This window comes from Cupriavidus sp. FW305-26, from assembly GCF_058787975.1.
In genome coordinates this window covers 57651-74142 of record NZ_JBYTAH010000033.1, presented here as the reverse complement: position 1 = coordinate 74142, position 16492 = coordinate 57651, and the positions used below count along the sequence as shown (strand labels likewise).

19 protein-coding genes and 1 pseudogene are annotated in these 16492 nt (G+C 66.9%); 12 read left to right on the top strand and 8 right to left on the bottom strand.

The window, feature by feature from the left end; all coding sequences use genetic code 11:
* The 9 genes and pseudogenes from AC3WQZ_RS18800 to AC3WQZ_RS18760 all read left to right on the top strand — a co-directional run.
* A partial coding sequence (locus AC3WQZ_RS18800) for a LysR family transcriptional regulator (RefSeq protein WP_492301025.1) occupies nt 1-897 on the top strand: 897 nt, incomplete at its 5' end.
* A 62-nt stretch (nt 898-959) separates the two neighbouring features.
* Entirely contained in the window at nt 960-1925 is a 966-nt protein-coding gene (locus AC3WQZ_RS18795; RefSeq protein ID WP_454750384.1) for a Bug family tripartite tricarboxylate transporter substrate binding protein, read from the top strand.
* Between the two features lie 75 nt (nt 1926-2000).
* Nucleotides 2001-3236, top strand: coding sequence for a CaiB/BaiF CoA transferase family protein (locus AC3WQZ_RS18790; protein WP_492299542.1), 1236 nt, complete (start codon nt 2001-2003; stop codon nt 3234-3236).
* Nucleotides 3233-4048, top strand: a complete 816-nt coding sequence (locus tag AC3WQZ_RS18785) for an enoyl-CoA hydratase/isomerase family protein (RefSeq protein ID WP_010813155.1) — start codon at nt 3233-3235, stop codon at nt 4046-4048. The genes AC3WQZ_RS18790 and AC3WQZ_RS18785 overlap by 4 nt, the downstream gene beginning before the upstream one ends.
* A 314-nt stretch (nt 4049-4362) precedes the next feature.
* Nucleotides 4363-4836: a cupin domain-containing protein gene (locus AC3WQZ_RS18780; RefSeq protein WP_010813156.1), complete on the top strand. Its 474-nt coding sequence runs from the start codon at nt 4363-4365 to the stop codon at nt 4834-4836.
* Nucleotides 4837-4920: 84 nt separating this feature from the next.
* Nucleotides 4921-5754 carry a transporter substrate-binding domain-containing protein gene (locus tag AC3WQZ_RS18775; RefSeq protein WP_492301023.1) on the top strand — a complete coding sequence of 278 codons (834 nt, stop codon included), beginning with the start codon at nt 4921-4923 and terminating at the stop codon, nt 5752-5754.
* Between the two features lie 173 nt (nt 5755-5927).
* Entirely contained in the window at nt 5928-6212 is a 285-nt protein-coding gene (locus tag AC3WQZ_RS18770; RefSeq protein ID WP_492301021.1) for a hypothetical protein, read from the top strand.
* A gap of 2 nt (nt 6213-6214) precedes the next feature.
* A complete protein-coding gene (locus tag AC3WQZ_RS18765; RefSeq protein WP_492301020.1) occupies nt 6215-6736 on the top strand; it encodes a helix-turn-helix transcriptional regulator in 522 nt (173 codons plus the stop codon).
* A 123-nt stretch (nt 6737-6859) separates the two neighbouring features.
* A pseudogene (locus AC3WQZ_RS18760) lies at nt 6860-7090 on the top strand (nuclear transport factor 2 family protein); the annotation flags it as partial.
* A gap of 158 nt (nt 7091-7248) precedes the next feature.
* Here AC3WQZ_RS18760 and AC3WQZ_RS18755 read toward each other — a convergent pair.
* From AC3WQZ_RS18755 to AC3WQZ_RS18740, 4 genes are all read right to left on the bottom strand, one after another.
* Nucleotides 7249-7461 (bottom strand): hypothetical protein, encoded by a 213-nt coding sequence (locus AC3WQZ_RS18755; protein ID WP_041687519.1) that lies wholly within the window; start codon nt 7459-7461, stop codon nt 7249-7251.
* A gap of 138 nt (nt 7462-7599) precedes the next feature.
* Entirely contained in the window at nt 7600-8637 is a 1038-nt protein-coding gene (locus tag AC3WQZ_RS18750) for a TauD/TfdA family dioxygenase (protein ID WP_058698438.1), read from the bottom strand.
* 36 nt (nt 8638-8673) lie between these two features.
* The gene (locus AC3WQZ_RS18745) at nt 8674-9444 is read right to left on the bottom strand and encodes a class II aldolase/adducin family protein (RefSeq protein ID WP_010813162.1); all 771 of its coding nucleotides are present in this window, start codon (nt 9442-9444) and stop codon (nt 8674-8676) included.
* A 27-nt stretch (nt 9445-9471) separates the two neighbouring features.
* Complete coding sequence (locus AC3WQZ_RS18740) at nt 9472-10464, bottom strand: tripartite tricarboxylate transporter substrate binding protein (RefSeq protein WP_011616034.1); 993 nt, start codon at nt 10462-10464, stop codon at nt 9472-9474.
* A gap of 246 nt (nt 10465-10710) precedes the next feature.
* Between AC3WQZ_RS18740 and AC3WQZ_RS18735 the strand changes: the two genes are divergently transcribed.
* On the top strand, nt 10711-11610 hold the full coding sequence (locus tag AC3WQZ_RS18735; RefSeq protein ID WP_010813164.1) for a LysR family transcriptional regulator: 900 nt from the start codon (nt 10711-10713) through the stop codon (nt 11608-11610).
* 23 nt (nt 11611-11633) lie between these two features.
* Here AC3WQZ_RS18735 and AC3WQZ_RS18730 read toward each other — a convergent pair whose 3' ends face one another.
* On the bottom strand, nt 11634-12626 hold the full coding sequence (locus AC3WQZ_RS18730; RefSeq protein ID WP_010813165.1) for a Bug family tripartite tricarboxylate transporter substrate binding protein: 993 nt from the start codon (nt 12624-12626) through the stop codon (nt 11634-11636).
* Nucleotides 12627-12909: 283 nt separating this feature from the next.
* Here AC3WQZ_RS18730 and AC3WQZ_RS18725 point away from each other — a divergent pair, with 283 nt between their 5' ends.
* On the top strand, nt 12910-13353 hold the full coding sequence (locus tag AC3WQZ_RS18725) for a thioesterase family protein (RefSeq protein ID WP_454750388.1): 444 nt from the start codon (nt 12910-12912) through the stop codon (nt 13351-13353).
* 55 nt (nt 13354-13408) lie between these two features.
* On the opposite strand, the gene AC3WQZ_RS18720 is transcribed toward AC3WQZ_RS18725, so the two are convergent.
* Nucleotides 13409-14308, bottom strand: a complete 900-nt coding sequence (locus AC3WQZ_RS18720) for a recombination-associated protein RdgC (protein ID WP_010813167.1) — start codon at nt 14306-14308, stop codon at nt 13409-13411.
* A gap of 108 nt (nt 14309-14416) precedes the next feature.
* Nucleotides 14417-14995 (bottom strand): BPSL1445 family SYLF domain-containing lipoprotein, encoded by a 579-nt coding sequence (locus AC3WQZ_RS18715; RefSeq protein ID WP_010813168.1) that lies wholly within the window; start codon nt 14993-14995, stop codon nt 14417-14419.
* Between the two features lie 204 nt (nt 14996-15199).
* Here AC3WQZ_RS18715 and AC3WQZ_RS18710 point away from each other — a divergent pair, with 204 nt between their 5' ends.
* Nucleotides 15200-15622 (top strand): hypothetical protein, encoded by a 423-nt coding sequence (locus AC3WQZ_RS18710; RefSeq protein ID WP_011616033.1) that lies wholly within the window; start codon nt 15200-15202, stop codon nt 15620-15622.
* A 22-nt stretch (nt 15623-15644) separates the two neighbouring features.
* Here the strand turns inward: AC3WQZ_RS18710 and AC3WQZ_RS18705 are convergent, their stop codons facing one another.
* Nucleotides 15645-16478 (bottom strand): aldo/keto reductase, encoded by an 834-nt coding sequence (locus AC3WQZ_RS18705; protein ID WP_011616032.1) that lies wholly within the window; start codon nt 16476-16478, stop codon nt 15645-15647.
* Nucleotides 16479-16492: the final 14 nt, after the last annotated feature.

Below are 16492 nucleotides of genomic sequence, written 5' to 3'. Positions count from 1 at the left end.
GACCTCATCACCGTCCAGCTCTTCATCGCCGTATCCGACTTCGGCAGCATCACCCGCGGCGCCGAGCGCCTCCACCTGGCCCCCGCAGCCGCCTCCCGCCGCATCCTCGAACTGGAAGCCCAACTAGGCGTCTCCCTCTTCGAACGCCTGCCCCACGGCATGGCCCTGACCGAAGCCGGCCGCGCACTACTGGCCCACGCCCGCGGCATCACCCACACCGTCCAGCGCATGCAGGACGACGCTGCCTCCTTTGTCGGCGGCGACCTGGGCGTGGTCCGGGTAGCCGCGCCCAAATCCGCCGTCATCCAGTTCCTTCCCTTCGACATCCAACGCTGCGCCACGGCCTGCCCCGGCGTGCGCATCGACCTGCAGGAAATGAACAGCGCGGAAGTCCAGCAGTCGCTGCGCCGCGGCACCGTGGACATCGGCATTTACGACGGCAGCCTGGGCGTGATCGACCTGCCGACCGCGCCCTATCGGAATGATGAACTGGTGCTGGTGGTGGCGCGCGGCCATGCGCTGGCGCGGCGCCGCAAGGTCACGCCGGACGACGTGCTGGACTGCGACCTGATCGTGCTCAGCGAGAGTTCGGCGATCTCGATCGTGCTGGAGCGGCTGGCGGAGGAGGCCGGCCGCGTGCTGCGCATGCGCATGCGCGTGGGCGGTTTCGACAGCATGGCTGCGCTGGTGGCGCAGAACCTGGGCGGCGGGGTGATGCCGGAGGCGATCGCGCGCGAGGTGGCGGCCGGCAGCCGCTTTGTGCGGCTGCCCATTGCGGCGCCCTGGGCGCAGCGGCAGTTTGTGCTGTGCCATCGGCCCCATGGGGCACTTTCCTCGGCGGCGCTCAGCGTGCTGGCGGTGCTTGCGCAAAACGCGAAACCAGAATCCCCCAATTAGCGATAGCCCGCGGCGGATGTATTGCGGATGATGGCTCCATAACTACAGGACGGAGACACGCAATGCAGCGCAGACAATTCATTGTGGCGGCAGCGGCCGGGCTGGCGATACCCAGCCTGGTGCGCGCCGCCGACATCGCCGGCCCGGTGCGCATTGTGGTGGGCTTCGCCCCCGGCGGCGGCACCGATGTGCTGGCACGCGTGATCGGGCAGAAGCTCGGGGTCATGTGGAACACCAGCGTGCTGGTGGAGAACAAGCCCGGCGCTACCGGCGCCATCGCCGCCGCCTATGTGGCCAAGCAGCCGCCTGACGGCACTACCTTGCTGATGGCGCATGTGAACAGCCACGCGATCGCCCCGGCGCTGCTGGACGTCAAGTACGACCCGCGCGCCGACTTCACGCCGATTTCGCTGGTGGGCGTCACGCCCAATATGCTGACCTGCCGTCCGGAGCAGAAGGTGCGCAGCGTTTCGGACATCGTGGCGCTGTGCCGGCAGAAGCCGGGGAAGATTTCCTTTGGCTCGTCCGGCATCGGTTCGGCGCAGCACCTGGCGCTGGAGATGTTCCGGTTGCAGGCCAGGCTCGATGTGGTGCACGTGCCTTACAAGGGCTCGGGCCCGCTGGTCGCGGACCTGATCGGCGGCCAGATCGACTATGCGTTCGACACCATGACCGCCGCCACGCCGTTTATCCAGCAGGGCAAGGTGATCGCGATCGCGCAGACCCGCCTGAAGCGCGCGGCCAGCCATCCCAATGTGCCGACGCTGGCGGAGTCCGGCTTCCCCGGGCTGGACGCGGCGTCGTGGTACGGCCTGGTGGGCCCGAAGAGCATGCCGCCGGCGCTGGTGCAGCGCATGAACGCCGACGTCAACCGCGTGCTGGCCATGCCCGATGTTGCCGAGCGGCTCAAGAGTTTTGGCGCCGAGGACTCAGGCGGATCGAACCAGCAGTTCGCCGCCTTCATCGCCTCTGAGTCCACCAAGTGGGCCAAGGTCGTGAAGGACGCCGGCGTAAAGGCCGAGACCTGAGCGCCGCAAGGCAATGGCCGAGAACCGACGCACGCGCGCACGCTGCCCATCCATCTATCCAGGAAGAAGCATCCCATGACAGATTTCCGCGACTCGGGCGCACAGGCGCCTGCCTCCACCTTGCCGCTGGCCGGCGTGCGCGTGCTCGACGTCAGCCAGGTCATGGCCGGGCCCTACGCCTGCATGCTGCTGGCTGATCTGGGCGCCGACGTGATCAAGATCGAACCGCCCGACGGCGGCGACCAGACGCGCGGCGCGATGGGCTTCAAGATGAAGGGCTCGGACAGCATGGGCTTCCTCAACATGAACCGCAACAAGCGCAGCGTCACCCTGGATCTGAAGACCGAATCCGGCCGGCAGGTGCTTTATCGCCTGGCGGAAACGGCCGACATCCTGGTGGAGAACTACCGCCCCGGCGTGATGAAGCGCCTGGGGATCGACTACGAGACCCTCGCCAGGATCAATCCCAAGCTGGTCTACTGCAGCATCTCGGGCTTTGGCCAGAGCGGGCCGTGGGCCGGGAGGCCGGGCTTTGACCTGATGGCGCAGGCGATGTCGGGCGTGATGAGCGTCACCGGCTACCCGGGCGGCGCGCCGGTGAAGGCCGGCGTACCGGTGGCCGATATCGGCTGCGCGCTGTTCGCCACCTACGGCATGCTGTCTGCCTACATCGGCGCCAGGGAGACGGGCAAGGGGCAGTATGTCGATGCGTCGCTGTTCGATTCCGCGCTGGCGTTCTCGGTGTGGGACACCTGCGAATACTGGGGCACGGGCCGCGAGCCCGAGCCGCTGGGCACGGCCAACCGCATGAGCGCGCCTTACCAGGCGATGAAGTCCGCCGATGGCTACTTCGTCATGGGGGCCACCAACCAGAAGCTGTGGCAACTGCTGTGCAACACGCTCGACCGGCCCGACCTGCTCGCGGACGAGCGCTTTGCCACCGTGGCGCTGCGCCTGGCCAACCGGCAGGCACTGATCGCGATGCTGGAGGAGAGCTTCGTCAAGGAGAGCAGCGACTACTGGATCGAGCGCCTGCTCGGCGTCGGCATTCCGGCCGGGCCGATCCTGACCTACCCGCAGGCCTTCGACAGCGAGCACGGCCGCCACCGCCAGATGCGCATCGAAATCGATCATCCGATCGAGGGCAAGGTGCCCAATATCGGCTTCGCGGTGAAGATGGGCGGCACGCCCCAGCAGGTACGGCGCGCGCCGCCGCTGCTCGGCCAGCATACGGAAGAAGTCCTGGCCGAGCTGGGTATCCCGAAGGACGAACAACAGTCGCTGGCTGTAGCCGGCGCCTTCGGATCATGAAGGCCGCGCTGCCGCCGGAAGGCGGTCCCGGCAACGACGGACAAGTCACGCTAACGATGCAGGGGCAGGTCGCAACGCTGACGTTTGACCGACCAGCCGCGCGCAATGCGATGACGTGGGCCATGTACGAGCAACTTGCCACGCATTGCCGCGCGCTTGCGGCGCAAGGCAATGCGGGTGCGCGCGTGGTGGTGCTGCGCGGCGCGGGCGGAGAGGCCTTTGTCGCAGGTACTGACATTGCGCAGTTCCAGCAGTTCTCCAGCGGCGAGGACGGGGTTGCCTACGAAGCGCGTATCGACGAAGGCGTCCGCCTTGTCGAGCAACTGCCGATGCCAACTGTGGCGGTTATCGAAGGCTGGGCGGTGGGCGGCGGCCTGGCCATCGCCACTGCGTGCGACTTCCGTGTCGCGACGCCCAAGGCCCGCTTTGGCGTGCCGATTGCGCGCACGCTGGGCAACACGCTGTCGGCACTGAACCTTGCCAAGCTGCGTGCGGCCTGGGGGCTGCAGCCGGTGCGCCGCATGCTGCTGCTGGCGCAGATCCTCGACGCCGAGGCTGCGCTCGCGTGCGGGTTTCTTGAGGGTGTGTACGCTGCCGATGCGCTGGAGGCCGAGGTCGTCTCGCTATGCGACCGGCTTGGCGCGCTGGCGCCTGTCACGCAGACGGTGGTCAAGGAGGCGTTGCGGCGCCAGACCGTGCAGTCGGTGGCCGACACGGATGACCTGGTGCGCTTGTGCTACGGCAGCGGTGACTTCCGGGAAGGGGTGGATGCGTTCGTGAACCGGCGCCCGCCGGTATGGAAAGGGAGTTGAACGTCTGGGCCTCGTACGCCAGCCGCCGGTGTTTCAAAATTGAAACCATCTGGCTGATTTACCGTGCAACCGACACATCGCGCGAGCGTCACGCGCCCGCTCGTCAGCCTCCCGCCACGGGTGGCCCGCGATATGCATCACATTAATGCTACGGGCGATAAAGACGCTCGAGCCTGCATGCCTGAACCTGTGCCATGCAGTGGGTGTCACCAGCGCGGCTGGCGGTGGAATCGGTGCCAGATGGCATTTGTAAGGTCTGTGCCATCGCCGCGCCGCTTCTACCGTCTGGTTGCCGTCTCAGGAAGGAGCGCGCCATGAAGAACAAGCTTCCCCCGATTGCCACACTGGCCTTCGGCGTCTGCCTGACGATGTCTGCGGCATTGGCTGCCCCGCCGGGCGACATGGTCATGGTCACTGCCGACGAGGTCAAATGGGCGGACCTTCCACTGATACCGGGCGCCAAACTTGCCGTCCTCGAGGGGAAGATGGACAAGAAAGCGCCGTTCACGGCCCGGATCAAGCTGCCCGCGGATGCCAAGGTGCCGGCGCACTGGCACCCGGGCGTGGAGCGGGTGACCGTGCTTTCCGGGACGTTCAACTATGGCATGGGCGACAAGCTCGACCCGGAAAAGACCTCGCCGCTCGGCGCCGGCAGCCTGATTGTCATGCCACCCAAGATGCGCCACTTTGGCTGGACCAAGGAGGAAACCGTTATCCAGATCAATGCGTCGGGGCCCTGGGCTTTCAACTTCGTCAACCCGGCTGATGATCCCAGGAAGAAGAAGTAATGCCTGGTGCGGGGCTATGGATGTCTCAAAGCGGCGCAAGCCGCGGGCAGGACCATAGCAGGCATCGGACGTGGCAAATACCTGATGGAGAGGGCGGTGGCTTGCGGCAATTGCCATGACATGCGTGCGATTCGACGGCTGGCGGTAATCCTTGCACTGGTACTCGCTGGCTGTGCGGGGCCCCGGACGGCACCCACGCCTGATGCGCGGAGCGCATTGGCGCCGACGGGGAAACTCCGCGTCGGATTCATATCGGGCTCCCCGATCCATGCGACGAAGGATGCTGCGTCAGGGGAGTTCAGAGGCGTTGCCGTTGACCTCGGCAAGGAAATGGCGCGGCGTCTCGGCGTTTCGTTCGAGCCCGTTGCCTACACTTCGGTCCCGGCGTTGATCGCCGGCGCAAAAACCGGGGAGTGGGATGTCGCCACGATGGGAATCAGTACCGAGCGCGCGTCGGTCGTGGACTTTACCGCGCCATACATGGAGGTCGAGTTCAGCTACCTCGTTCCGCCGGGTTCGCGCATCACCACGCTGGCGGACGTCGACAGGCCCGGTGTCCGGATTGGCGTGGTGGAAAAGAGCTCGCCGGATGCCTATCTTGCCAGCACCATACGGAGTGCCACGCTGGTTCGGTCTTCAACTATTGCAGACATGGTTGAATCGCTGCGGGCCGGAAGGGCAGATGTCATTTTCGGAACCAAGGCAGGCATGTACAGCCAGGCCGAGAAACTCGCGGGTTCGCGCGTGCTAGAGGGCCGGTCCGGCGGGGAGAAGGCCGGGATGGCAACGCCGAAAGGACGGGATTACAGTGCTGCCTACGCGCGCAAGTTTGTCGAGAGCGCGAAATCCGAAGGCCTGGTTGAGGCGGCGATCGAACGCGCCGCATTGCGCGGAGTCGTTGCCACTCCGCGTGAATAGTATGCGCTAACACCTGCATCACCCGGCTACGACTTCGTTTCCGCCGATTCCAGAGTCCTCTCAATGCCCGCTCGGGCAAGTCCAAAGACAATGCTCCGATCCACTCGGATTGTGCTTATTTTCTGGTTGTCACTTGACAACCAGTCATTGCGCATCTAGTCTCGGAGACACGAATGACCCGCGCCAGGCACCCAAAGAAGGAGATTGAGGCCGCACTCAGGCATGCAGCGCTGCATGGCTGGCGTGTCGAGCAGGCCAAGGGCAACGGTCATGCGTGGGGCCGCATCTACTGCCCCGACAACGACAAGGAATGCCGCTGCGGCGAGTTCTGTGTATCCAGCGTCTGGAGCACGCCGAAGAATCCGGGCAACCACGCCAATGCCATCCGGCGGATCGTGGACAACTGCTCGCATCAGCGGGAAGTGACAACGCTGCGCGTACTGCAATTCAGGACATGACCATGGAATATGCCTTCACCCTCAAATTTCACCTGTCGCAGGCGGACAGCGATACCGATGCGCTGGTCGAACGCCTGGCCGAGGCGGGGTGTGATGACGCGCTGGTGGGCACCGGCCTGCCGGGCCGCGTGGCGCTGGCATTTGTCCGTGAGGCAGAGTCGGCGCGGGTGGCCATGGTGAGTGCCCTGGCCGATGCCCGCCGCGCCATGCCGTCGTCCACGCTGATCGAGGCGGCGCCTGACCTGGTCGGGCTGACGGATATTGCCGAGATGGTTGGCGTGTCTCGCCAGAACATGCGCAAGCTGATGCTTGGCTACCCGGATTCCTTCCCGGTGCCGGTGCATGAAGGCAGCAGTTCGCTGTGGCACTTGCTGGACGTGATCGTGTGGCTGGGGCAGCGTGGCTACGACATTAAGCCGGAGCTCCTTGAAATCGCGGCCACGGCGATGCAGGTGAACCTGGCCAGGTGCGCCAGCCAGGTGGCACCGGCGATGGCGCGGGAGTTCCGGTCGCTGGTGGCTTAGCGGTCGGCCGTCGACTCCGCTTCCCGGCCCATCCTTTTCGGGTGGTGGTACGAATCCCGGCCTCTGGCCAAGATGCCCGGACAACCGCCCTAGCCGGGCACCACAACCAGAAGTGGAGACAAGATGGCCGAATCAGACGTGAAAGCCGTGATGGGCGAGTTCTTCGCCGCCTTTGCCCGCGCAGACATGGAGCGCATCGCCGCGTGCCTGGACGATGAGTTCGTCTGGACCCTGCCCACCGGCGAATCCGACCCGCATGGCCTGGTTGTGCGCGGCAAGGCTGCCGCCACGGACTACCTGAAGCAGCGCTTCTTTGCAGACAAGGCCAATGCGCCGGTGCTGTCGGACGTCAAGCTTGAGTACACCGGTGATCTGGCCATCATGCGCTTTCGCGTACAGGTGCCGGCCAGCGATCAGCAGCACGGCCATCGCCAGCCGCGTCGCCAGGCGGGCGGGCAGGGTGACCGCCATCAGCGTGCCGAGCAGCGCCATCGGCAAGCCCAGTGTCAGCGTCAGCCCGGTCGACCCATAGTGATGCCGACGATCAGCGACAGCAGGCCCAGCACCCACAGCATGGCCGTCATCAGCTGGTCTGCGCGACGATGCACGCCTTGCAGCAGCGGGGTGTGCGGCGCGGCTGGCGCAGAAACGGAACTGCCTGCGGCACGGCGGGCAGGGATGGTCGCGGACAGCCGTCCGGACAGGGCGTGGTCAGCGCTGGTCATGGTTCCCTCGCAGCGTAAGTCAGGAAGACGCTGCACCCCGTCCGCCTGATGGCTTATTGTTTTAATGTCTTAATTTATGGCGTTGCGCGGCTGATTATATCGACGCCTGCCCGCTGCAACAGGCTCGGCCCGCGCGCCTTAATCCAACAGCGCCACCTGCACGTCGCGCGTGCCCTGGTACGGGTTGCGGCCGTGCCAGACCTGCAGGTTGTCCAGCACCATCACGTCGCCATCGCGCCAGGGCCAGCTATAGGTGGTCTGGTCGCACAGTTGGTCGATATGCGCGCGTTCGGCATCGGTCAGGCGTTCGCCATTGCCCAGCGTGGCGCCGGTCGGGTACTTCTGGCGCTTGCGCCGTTCCAGGTCCTGCTCGGGGTTCTCCACCTGCGGCAGCATATGCAGGATCGACCGGTACAGCTTGCGTCCGGTCTGCGGATGTACCACGAACGGCTCCAGCGCATTGAGCACGGTCAGGCTGCCGTCTTCATGCCAGACTGGTTCCAGCCCGCGCTCGGCGCACAGCCGGTTCACCTCGGCCGGGTCCTCGGTATGGAACGACTGGTTCCAGCCGCGCTCGTCCATATGTGCGTAAGAGGCATCGTCGGCATCGCGCCGCGGTCCGAAGTTGATCGCGGTGCGGCTGCCCAGCGTGGCGAGCCTGCCGGCCAGTTCTGGGTCAATGCGCTCGGCCAGGTGGCGCACATCGGTGATCAGGGTTTCGCCGCCCACCTCGGCGGTCTTGCGCGAGAAGAAGGCGATGCGGCGCGGGTAGTCGCGGCGGTAAGCCATTTCGGAATGTACCGCCAGGCGCACGCTGGCCGACAGCCGCGTGGCTTCCATCACGCGGCCGCTGATGGTTTCGCGCGGGGCGCGGCCGCCGGCGTAGCCACCGTCGAAGGCCGGAAACTGCTCGATGAAGTCGGCAAAGTCCTCCGTGCCGGCGGTCGGGAAGCCGCGCAGCACGATCCCGCCATGTTCCAGGATCAGCGCGTCCAGCGCCGGGCGCACCGTGCGCGACCACTGGCGGAACTGCGCGCGGTCCAGCAGGCGTTCGCCGGCCGGTTCGATGAACAGCGGCGGGCGGCCGGGCTGCAGCACGTGGCAGCGCACATCGGGCCCAAGGGCGGGAACGGCTACTGCGAAGGTTGCCGCATCGGCGGCGGTGGCTTGGGTCATGTTGTCTCCAGTCTTGTGCTCAGGTCGAAGGCGGGGTCAGTGCCGGTAGGACGGGTCGATGTGGTCCAGCTCGCGCCGCACCGCCGCCCATTCGCGGTCGCCGCGGATGGCTACGCGGCCGAAGGCCTTGCGGCTGGCTTCCAGCGATGCCGGTGACGGCATCACCAGTTCGCCGCCAGCCATGGCATCGACCTGGATCTTGCAGGCCGATTCCAGCCAGTAGATGTTGAAGAAGGCTTCGGCGATGGTGCGCCCGCATACCAGCAGGCCGTGGTTGCGCAGGATCATCGCGTTGTGCTGGCCCAGGTCCTGCACCAGCTGGCCCTGCTGGGCCAGGTCGACTACCGGGCCGGAGAAGTCGTGGTACGCAATGCGCCCGTAGAACATATGCGCATGCTGCGACACCGGCAGCAGGCCGCAGGCCATGGCCGATACCGCCGACGATGCGCGCGTATGCGTGTGCAGCACGCACAGCGCATCATGGCGCGCGGCGTGCACGGCGGTGTGGATCACGTAGGCGGCGGGGTTCAGGCCCAGCTCTCCGGCATCGCGCTCGGGCCGGTGGACGATGTCGCCGTTCAGGTGGATCTTGTACAGGCTGGACGCGTTTACTTCCTGGTACAGCAGCCCGTAGGGGTTGAGCAGGATGTGCTCAGGCTCGCCCGGAACGCGCGCGGTGATGTGGTTGTAGATCAGGTCGGTCATGCCGTACCGGTGGATGGCGCGGTAGAGCGCGGCCAGCTCGATGCGGGTGGCCCACTCGGCGTCCGAAATGGCGGCGGGACGGATGGGATCGGTTTCGCTCATGCGATGGCTCCTTTGCGTGCGTAGGGCTCAGTCCAGCCGGATGCCGAGCTCGGCCACCAGCCGCTTGTCGCTGGCGAATTGCGAAGCGGCGTAGTGCTGGTAGTCGGCGGTATTCATATGGCGGTTGGGCATCGATTCGGATTCGAGCGCGCGCAGGTAGGCAGGGTCCGATGTGGCCTGGCGGAAGGCATCGTGCAGCGTGGCGACCACCGCGGGGTCCAGCGCGCGCGGGCCGGCGATGCCGATTTCGGACTGCACGGTGATGTCGTAGCCCAGCTCGCGTAGCGTGGGCACGGCCTGCCAGCGCTTCAGGCGCTGCGGCTCGGCCACGGCCAGCAGGCGTACCTTGCCGGCTTCGGCCATGGCGCCCCAGCCGGCTTCGATCATCACGTCGACGTGGCCGCCCAGCAGCGCGGACAACGCATCGGCGCCGCCCTTGAAGGGGATGAAATTGAGCTTGATGCCGGCCTGCTGTTCCAGCCGGCGCACGGTGATCTGGCCGAGCGAGCCGGTGCCGACCGATGCCACGTTGACCTTGCCAGGGTTGGCGCGCGCGTGCTCGACGAAGTCGCCAAAGCGCTTCCAAGGCGAGCCCGCTGGCACCGAGATCCCGTACACATAGCTGGTCAGGCCGATGATGTAGGTGAAGTCCTTGATCGCGTCGTAGTTCACCGGCTGCAGGTGCGGCAGGCGGAACAACGCCGGTGTGATCAGCGCCAGCGTGTAGCCGTCGCGCGCCGCGCTGCGCGCCATCGCGGCGGGCCCGAGCGTGCCGCTGACGCCGGGCTGGTTCTGGATCACGATGGGCTGGCCCAGGGTCTTCGATGCCGCCAGGCACAGCGCGCGCATCTGCACGTCGGTGGCGCCGCCGGCGGTGAAGGGCACGATCAGGGTGATGGGGCGCGCGGGCCAGGCCTGGGCGCGCACGGTGGCGGGCAGGCTGAGCATGGCAGGGAAGAGCGCGGCGGCCGGCATGGCCTTGAGCAGTGTGCGCCGGCGGGCGTCGGGTGGGCGGGGCATGTGGTCTCCTTGTCTGGTCTGCGGCAGCGCGGGCGGGCTGGTTGCCGGATGCGTTCGAAGCGTCCCGTGTGGTCCGGGCTCTGCGCGATCGCCGTCCTGTGCTGCATGCGGAAAAGTCTATGGCGCATGTCGGCGCGCATTGATGCCGGCGCCCGGCAAACCGATTCCGAACCGGAATCGCGGACTAAAATGCCCCGGCCACCGTCGCAACATCGCGCTATATCGGCCAACCACAGGAATCGCTGCATGAAGACCGAAGACCTCAGACTGTTCCTGGTGGTGGCCGAGCACGGCAACCTGCACAAGGCTGCCGGCACGCTGGGGCTGACCCAGTCGTCGCTGTCCAAGGTATTGGCGCGGCTGGAGGGCGAGGCCGGACTGCAGCTGTTCGAGCGCATGCCGCGCGGCGTCATGCTGACGCCGGTGGGCCACAAGCTGCTGGCGCACGCGCGGCGCATCGTGCTGGCCAATGACGATATGGAGAACGAGATCAACGACGAGCGCCAGGCGCGCGTCGGCCAGGTGCGCGTGGCGACGCTGCCGCACGTGGTGCCGTCGCTGTTCTCGCCGCTGCTTGAGCAGTTCCTGGCCAGCCGGCCGCTGGCCAGGTTCTCGATCACCACGCACCTGAGCCCGCAGCTGATGGCCGCGCTGCAGGGCGGCGAGGTGGACCTGGTCTGCGCCGCCATGCCGGACGGCGAAACCGATGGCGTCGAGTACCTGCCGCTGGGCGCGCTGACGCTGCAGGTGGTGGCGCGCGCGGGGCATCCGCGGCGCGCGCGCTTCCGCTCGCTGGCCGATCTGGTGGACGAGCACTGGGTGGCGCCCGCCACCTCGCTCTATGTGCGCAGCGGCTTCGAGGGGCGCTTCACCAGCCGGGGCCTGCCGCCGCCGCGCGTGACCGTGGAAAGCACCAGTTCGTCAGTGTCATTCGCGGACCTGCTGCGCAACACCGACCTGCTCGGCATCATGCCGCAGCGGCTGCTGGGCCAGGCGGTGGCGCAGGGCCTGGAAGCCGTGGAGGGCGATGGCATGTGCTGGCAGTATGAGCTGGCCGTGTTCTGGCGATCCAGCGCCTACCTGTCGCCGCTGTGCCGCGACTTCCGCGACGCGCTGGTGCGCTGGTGCGGGGAAGCCGGCATCTGAGCCGATGCCGGCAACACCATGCCTCAATCCAGCCGGATATTGTTTTCCTTGATCACGTTGCCCCAGTACGCCTGGTCCGCTCTGGCCGTCGCCGCGAACGCCGCCGGCTGCGTCGTCTTGACGATCAGCCCCAGCTCGGCGAGGCGCTGGCGGATGTCCGGCGCGGCCATCACCGTTTCCACATCGGCCGAGACCTTGTCGACGATGGCCTGCGGCGTGCCGGCGGTGGTGAACAGGCCCAGCCAGGCCGGGCCGTCCAGGCCCTTGTAGCCGAGTTCCTGGAAGGTCGGCACATCCGGCAGCATCGGCGCGCGGGTATTGCCGGTGACCGCCAGCGGCTGGAGCTTGCCGGTGCGCGCATGCTGGCGCACCGTCATCGGCGACAGCGTTCCCAGCGAGATCTGGCCGCCGATCAGGTCGGTGGCGATGGGGGCTTCGCCCTTGTACGGGACATGGACCAGTTCGGCGCCAGCTCCCTTGAGAAAGACCTGCATATAGAGATGGGCGCCGGTGCCAATGCCATAGGTGCCATAGGAATACTTGTCGGGCTGGGACTTGGCCAGGCTGACCATCTGCGGCAGCGTGCGCGGCATGGCGCTGCTGGCGGTCAGCACCAGGCTCGAGGTGCACAGCTGGCAGATGGCGGTCAGGTCGCGCAGCGGATCGAACGGCGGCTTGGCCACCATATAGGGCGTCTGCACCAGGCTGGGCAAGCCCAGCAGCAGCGTGTAGCCGTCCGCCGGCGCCTTGGCGACCACGTCGGCGCCGATCATGCCACCCACGCCGGGGCGGTTCTCGACGATCACAGGGCGCTGCCACAGCTTGCTGAGCGGATCGCCCAGCGCGCGCGCCAGCACGTCGGTGGCACCGCCGGGCGGGTAGGGCACTACCACCCGCACCGGGCGCGACGGGTAAGCCTGCTGGGCCCACGCCCGGCTGATTCCAAGAGTCGAGGCGGTGGCTGCCAGGGAACCTGCTCCCAGCCAGTGCAGGGCTTTGCGGCGGTCGGCTTGCATGGTGTTTCCTCCAGTCGTTGACATCGTGTCGGTGCGCGGTACGGGTGCGCCAGGGCGCCAGTGACCACGGCAACCCGCAGCCTACGAGGCAGCGCCATGGCGGGGCATCGGCGGGATGGACGAAAAGAGTGGGGAGTACTTACCCGGGGGCCTGTGCGGGAGGGTTATTGCGGCAGTGCCGCAATCCGAGCCGACGTTTCCCTTATGATGGGCGCCGCCGCTGTCTCTGCTGCTTGCCTGCCTGATCCCGTGCGGCGTCCGATCCATTTTTTGCTTTTCCATCATGGCCCGCCTCAAACTCGACCTGCCTGCCGACCAGTTCTGCTACGCCACGCACCTGACCGTGCGCGTGACCGACATCAACTCGGCCAACCACCTGGCCAACGATTCGATGATCTCGATGATCTCCGAGGCGCGGGCGCGCTTCCTGTATGAATTCGGCAGCGAGGATGTGCGGCAGGAAGGCGTCGGCATCATCGTGACCGACCTGGCCACGATGTACCGCAACGAGGCGCATGCGCGCGACCAGCTGCAGTTCGAGGTGGGGGTGATGGACTTCAACAAGTACGGCGGCGACATCATCTTCCGCATCACGCGGCCGGCCGACGGCACGCTGATCGCGATGGCCAAGTCGGGCTTTGTCTTCTTCGACTACGTGGGGAAGAAAGTGGTGGCGATGCCGGAGGGATTCGCCCAGCGGTTCCCGAAGGTGAACTGGATGGAGTAATCGCCTGCGTGGCGCTGTCCTTCAACAGCGCCACGGTTCCTGCAAGAGGTTCGGCTTACGCCTTGCGCTCGCCGCCCAGCGCCTCGGTGAGGTCGCCGAGCATGCCGGAGAGTTCGCCGGCCATCATGGTGAAATCGGCGTCGAAGCGCTCGTCTTCATCATGCGCCGTGCCATCGGCCTGTTCCTTGATCACGTCCAGCGGCGCCACCTTCTTCACCACCAGCCCGTCGGTCAGCACGAACGAGACCCGGTCGTTCCACGTCATCGCCAGGCGCGTGCAGCGCTTGCCGGCGGCGATATGGCGGCGCAGGTCTTCCGGGTCCAGCGGGTGGCGCACGTAACGCACGGTGGCCTTGCTTTCGGCGCCGGACTGCAGCTCGATTTCCTGGTCGACGGTGAAGCCGCCCGGTGCCGCATCGCCGGCCAGCCATTCGGTCATGGCCGCCACCGGCGACTGGTTGACGTGCAGGTTGATCAGCGGCAGCGGATCCAGTGCCTTGAACAGCATGCCGCGCACTTCATCGGCCTTGGCCGTGGCGGCGGCGTCGATGGCAAGCCAGCCGTTGTCCGGGTCGATCCACACACGCGTGTCGCGGCGGATGCTGAAGGCGCGCGGCAGCAGTTCTTCGGTGACCTGCTCCTTCAGTTCCTTCATTTGCTTGCGGCCCGGCTTGTAGCCTTGCTGCTCTTCGATTTCCGCGGCGCGGGCGCGCGTGACCTGGTTGACCACGGTGGTGGGCAGCAGCTTCTTTTCAGTGCGCAGCGTCAGCAGCATCTGGCCGCCGACGGTATGGACCAGCTGGCCGTTGTCACGCGGCGAGGCCCAGCCCTGGGTTTGCATTTCGAGGCTGGTACCGGGGAAGAAGGCGTGCTTCGCCAGGCTGGCTTCGACCTCGTCGGCGCTCAGCGACCACGGGGCGGAGAAACGATGGACCTGCAGATTCTTGAACCACATGGGAATTCGGCCAAAGGGACGAATTCTATCCGTTCGCGGCGCGCGGTCGCGAAAAATGAGGGCGCCGCGCGGAACGCAAGCCGCGCGGCGGTCACCGCAAGCCCGCCCTTACAGGTCGAGCTTGGTGATCTTGCTGCCCTCTAGGCTCAGGCCCGCCATCAGGCCCGCATTGGTCATGACGAAGCCGACGATGGGTTGCTGGGCGGTCTTGGTGTCCAGCACGCCGCTGGCGCCAACCGTTGCCACGGCCACGGTGGCATCGACGCCCGCGACCCAGCCTTCGCTGCGCACGAACTTGTCATACGCGTCCTGCGTCAGGAACATCAGGATCACGGACTTGGACTGCGCACCGATCTGCCAGCCGACCGAGCCGGAGACCAGGCGGTAATAACCGCGCGTGGCGCCGCCCGAGCGCAGGGAACCGTCGCCATACTCGCCGCCGACGATAAAGCCGGCCGACAGCGTCTTCGGGAACACCAGGATGCCGCGCGCGCGGTTGCCCAGCTCGCGCGAGCCCTGGACCGAGCTGTACAGGCGCGACAGCGTGCCGTCCACGCCGGAGTCCAGCTCACGCCGGCGCGCGGCCTTGTCGGTGGGGGCATCGGGCTTGGTGGTGGTGCAGGCACCCAGGGCCAGGCTGCCGAGGGCCAGACCCGCGCTGGCCGAAAGGAAGGTTCGACGTTTCATCTCGTCTCCTTGGTGTTGTTGTCGTCTTTGAAGCATAGGCGCCGGAAGCACCCGGGCAAATGCCGGACCGCGCAGAGACGTTTCCATTTGTGACGAAGGTGGTGCCGGGAGGCCATTCGCGGCAAGAATAGCCAGTCTTGCGCCCGGAACGTCCCATGGCTGAACATGGGACGGCCCAATGCGCCGTGACCGCATCATCCAGCCATGAAAAAACTCCTGACAGCCCTGCCGCTGGCCTTCCTGGCCGCGTGCGCTTCACATCCTTCGGGTTCTTCCAATGACGCCGGCGCCGCGGCTGCCGGATCGCAGTCGGCCGTCGACAGCAGCGGCTGGCAGGCGCTGCGCGCCAAATACATGGACTGCGCCCAGAAGAAGGCCAACGATAACCTGTCGGCCAAGGGCCAGCCCAAGGACGTGGCCAACCTGGCGCTGGCCGCGTGCGAGCCTGAGCTGGGCGCCATGCATGATTCCTTCCGCACCTACCTGGATGGGCAGATGTCGTCGTCGCACGGCAAGAGCAGCGCGCGCCAGGCAGCGGCGCGCGTGACCACCGACACCCGCGAGAAGGCGCGCAGCTACCTGGTGCGCTACGTCGAGCGCGAGCGCTACGTGGCCCGCGTGCCCTGAGGGCACGCGCGCGGCAGCCTGGTCAAAGCATTTCCAGCGGGCCCGGGCCGTCGGGCGGCGGGAAGATGCGGTCGAGCTCGGCCAGCTGGGCGGCCGACAGCGTATGCGACAGCGCGCCCAGGTTCTCCAGCAGGCGCTCGCGCCGGCTGGTCTTGGGGATGGCGATGACGCCGTCCTGCGCCAGCAGCCAGGCCAGCGCCGCCTGTGCCGCCGTCATGCCGTGGTCGCGCGCAAAGCGCTTCAGACCGGGGTTGCCCAGCAGGCGTGACTGCTCGATCGGCGAGTAGGCCATCACCGGCACGCCGCGCTGGCGCAGCCACGGCAGCAGGTCCCATTCGATGCCGCGCCGGCCCAGGTTGTACAGCAACTGGTTGATGGCCAGCCGGTCGCCGCCCGGTGCGTCCCACAACTCCTGCATATCGGACAGGTCCAGGTTGCTCACGCCCCAGCGGCGGATCTTGCCGTCGCGCTGCAGCGCCTCCATGGCCTGCACGGTCTCTTCCAGCGGCACGCCGCCGCGCCAGTGCAATAAATAGAGGTCGATGCGGTCGGTGCGCAGCCGCTTCAGGCTGCGCTCGCAGGCCTGCACGGTGCCGCGCCGGCTGGCGTTGAAGGGATAGACCTTGCTGACGAGGAAGGCCTCGTCGCGGCGCCCGGCGATGGCCTCGCCGATCATCTCCTCGGACTGGCCCTCGCCATACATCTCGGCGGTATCGATCAGTCGCAGGCCAAGGTCCAGGCCCAGGCGCAGCGTGGCGATTTCTTCGGCGCGCGCGGCGCGCGACTCGCCCATATTCCACGTTCCCATGCCGAGCGCCGGGATGCGCTCGCCGTCGGGCAGGGTGACTTGCTTCATGTGTCGGCTTCCTG

What these genes read in the sequence shown, in the direction of transcription:
- AC3WQZ_RS18795 (WP_454750384.1), top strand. Translation starts at nt 960, where the DNA reads ATGCAGCGCAGACAATTCATTGTGGCGGCAGCGGCCGGGCTGGCGATA.
- AC3WQZ_RS18790 (WP_492299542.1), top strand. Translation starts at nt 2,001, where the DNA reads ATGACAGATTTCCGCGACTCGGGCGCACAGGCGCCTGCCTCCACCTTG.
- AC3WQZ_RS18785 (WP_010813155.1), top strand. Translation starts at nt 3,233, where the DNA reads ATGAAGGCCGCGCTGCCGCCGGAAGGCGGTCCCGGCAACGACGGACAA.
- AC3WQZ_RS18780 (WP_010813156.1), top strand. Translation starts at nt 4,363, where the DNA reads ATGAAGAACAAGCTTCCCCCGATTGCCACACTGGCCTTCGGCGTCTGC.
- AC3WQZ_RS18775 (WP_492301023.1), top strand. Translation starts at nt 4,921, where the DNA reads ATGGAGAGGGCGGTGGCTTGCGGCAATTGCCATGACATGCGTGCGATT.
- AC3WQZ_RS18770 (WP_492301021.1), top strand. Translation starts at nt 5,928, where the DNA reads ATGACCCGCGCCAGGCACCCAAAGAAGGAGATTGAGGCCGCACTCAGG.
- AC3WQZ_RS18765 (WP_492301020.1), top strand. Translation starts at nt 6,215, where the DNA reads ATGGAATATGCCTTCACCCTCAAATTTCACCTGTCGCAGGCGGACAGC.
- AC3WQZ_RS18755 (WP_041687519.1), bottom strand. Translation starts at nt 7,461, where the DNA reads ATGACCAGCGCTGACCACGCCCTGTCCGGACGGCTGTCCGCGACCATC.
- AC3WQZ_RS18750 (WP_058698438.1), bottom strand. Translation starts at nt 8,637, where the DNA reads ATGACCCAAGCCACCGCCGCCGATGCGGCAACCTTCGCAGTAGCCGTT.
- AC3WQZ_RS18745 (WP_010813162.1), bottom strand. Translation starts at nt 9,444, where the DNA reads ATGAGCGAAACCGATCCCATCCGTCCCGCCGCCATTTCGGACGCCGAG.
- AC3WQZ_RS18740 (WP_011616034.1), bottom strand. Translation starts at nt 10,464, where the DNA reads ATGCCCCGCCCACCCGACGCCCGCCGGCGCACACTGCTCAAGGCCATG.
- AC3WQZ_RS18735 (WP_010813164.1), top strand. Translation starts at nt 10,711, where the DNA reads ATGAAGACCGAAGACCTCAGACTGTTCCTGGTGGTGGCCGAGCACGGC.
- AC3WQZ_RS18730 (WP_010813165.1), bottom strand. Translation starts at nt 12,626, where the DNA reads ATGCAAGCCGACCGCCGCAAAGCCCTGCACTGGCTGGGAGCAGGTTCC.
- AC3WQZ_RS18725 (WP_454750388.1), top strand. Translation starts at nt 12,910, where the DNA reads ATGGCCCGCCTCAAACTCGACCTGCCTGCCGACCAGTTCTGCTACGCC.
- AC3WQZ_RS18720 (WP_010813167.1), bottom strand. Translation starts at nt 14,308, where the DNA reads ATGTGGTTCAAGAATCTGCAGGTCCATCGTTTCTCCGCCCCGTGGTCG.
- AC3WQZ_RS18715 (WP_010813168.1), bottom strand. Translation starts at nt 14,995, where the DNA reads ATGAAACGTCGAACCTTCCTTTCGGCCAGCGCGGGTCTGGCCCTCGGC.
- AC3WQZ_RS18710 (WP_011616033.1), top strand. Translation starts at nt 15,200, where the DNA reads ATGAAAAAACTCCTGACAGCCCTGCCGCTGGCCTTCCTGGCCGCGTGC.
- AC3WQZ_RS18705 (WP_011616032.1), bottom strand. Translation starts at nt 16,478, where the DNA reads ATGAAGCAAGTCACCCTGCCCGACGGCGAGCGCATCCCGGCGCTCGGC.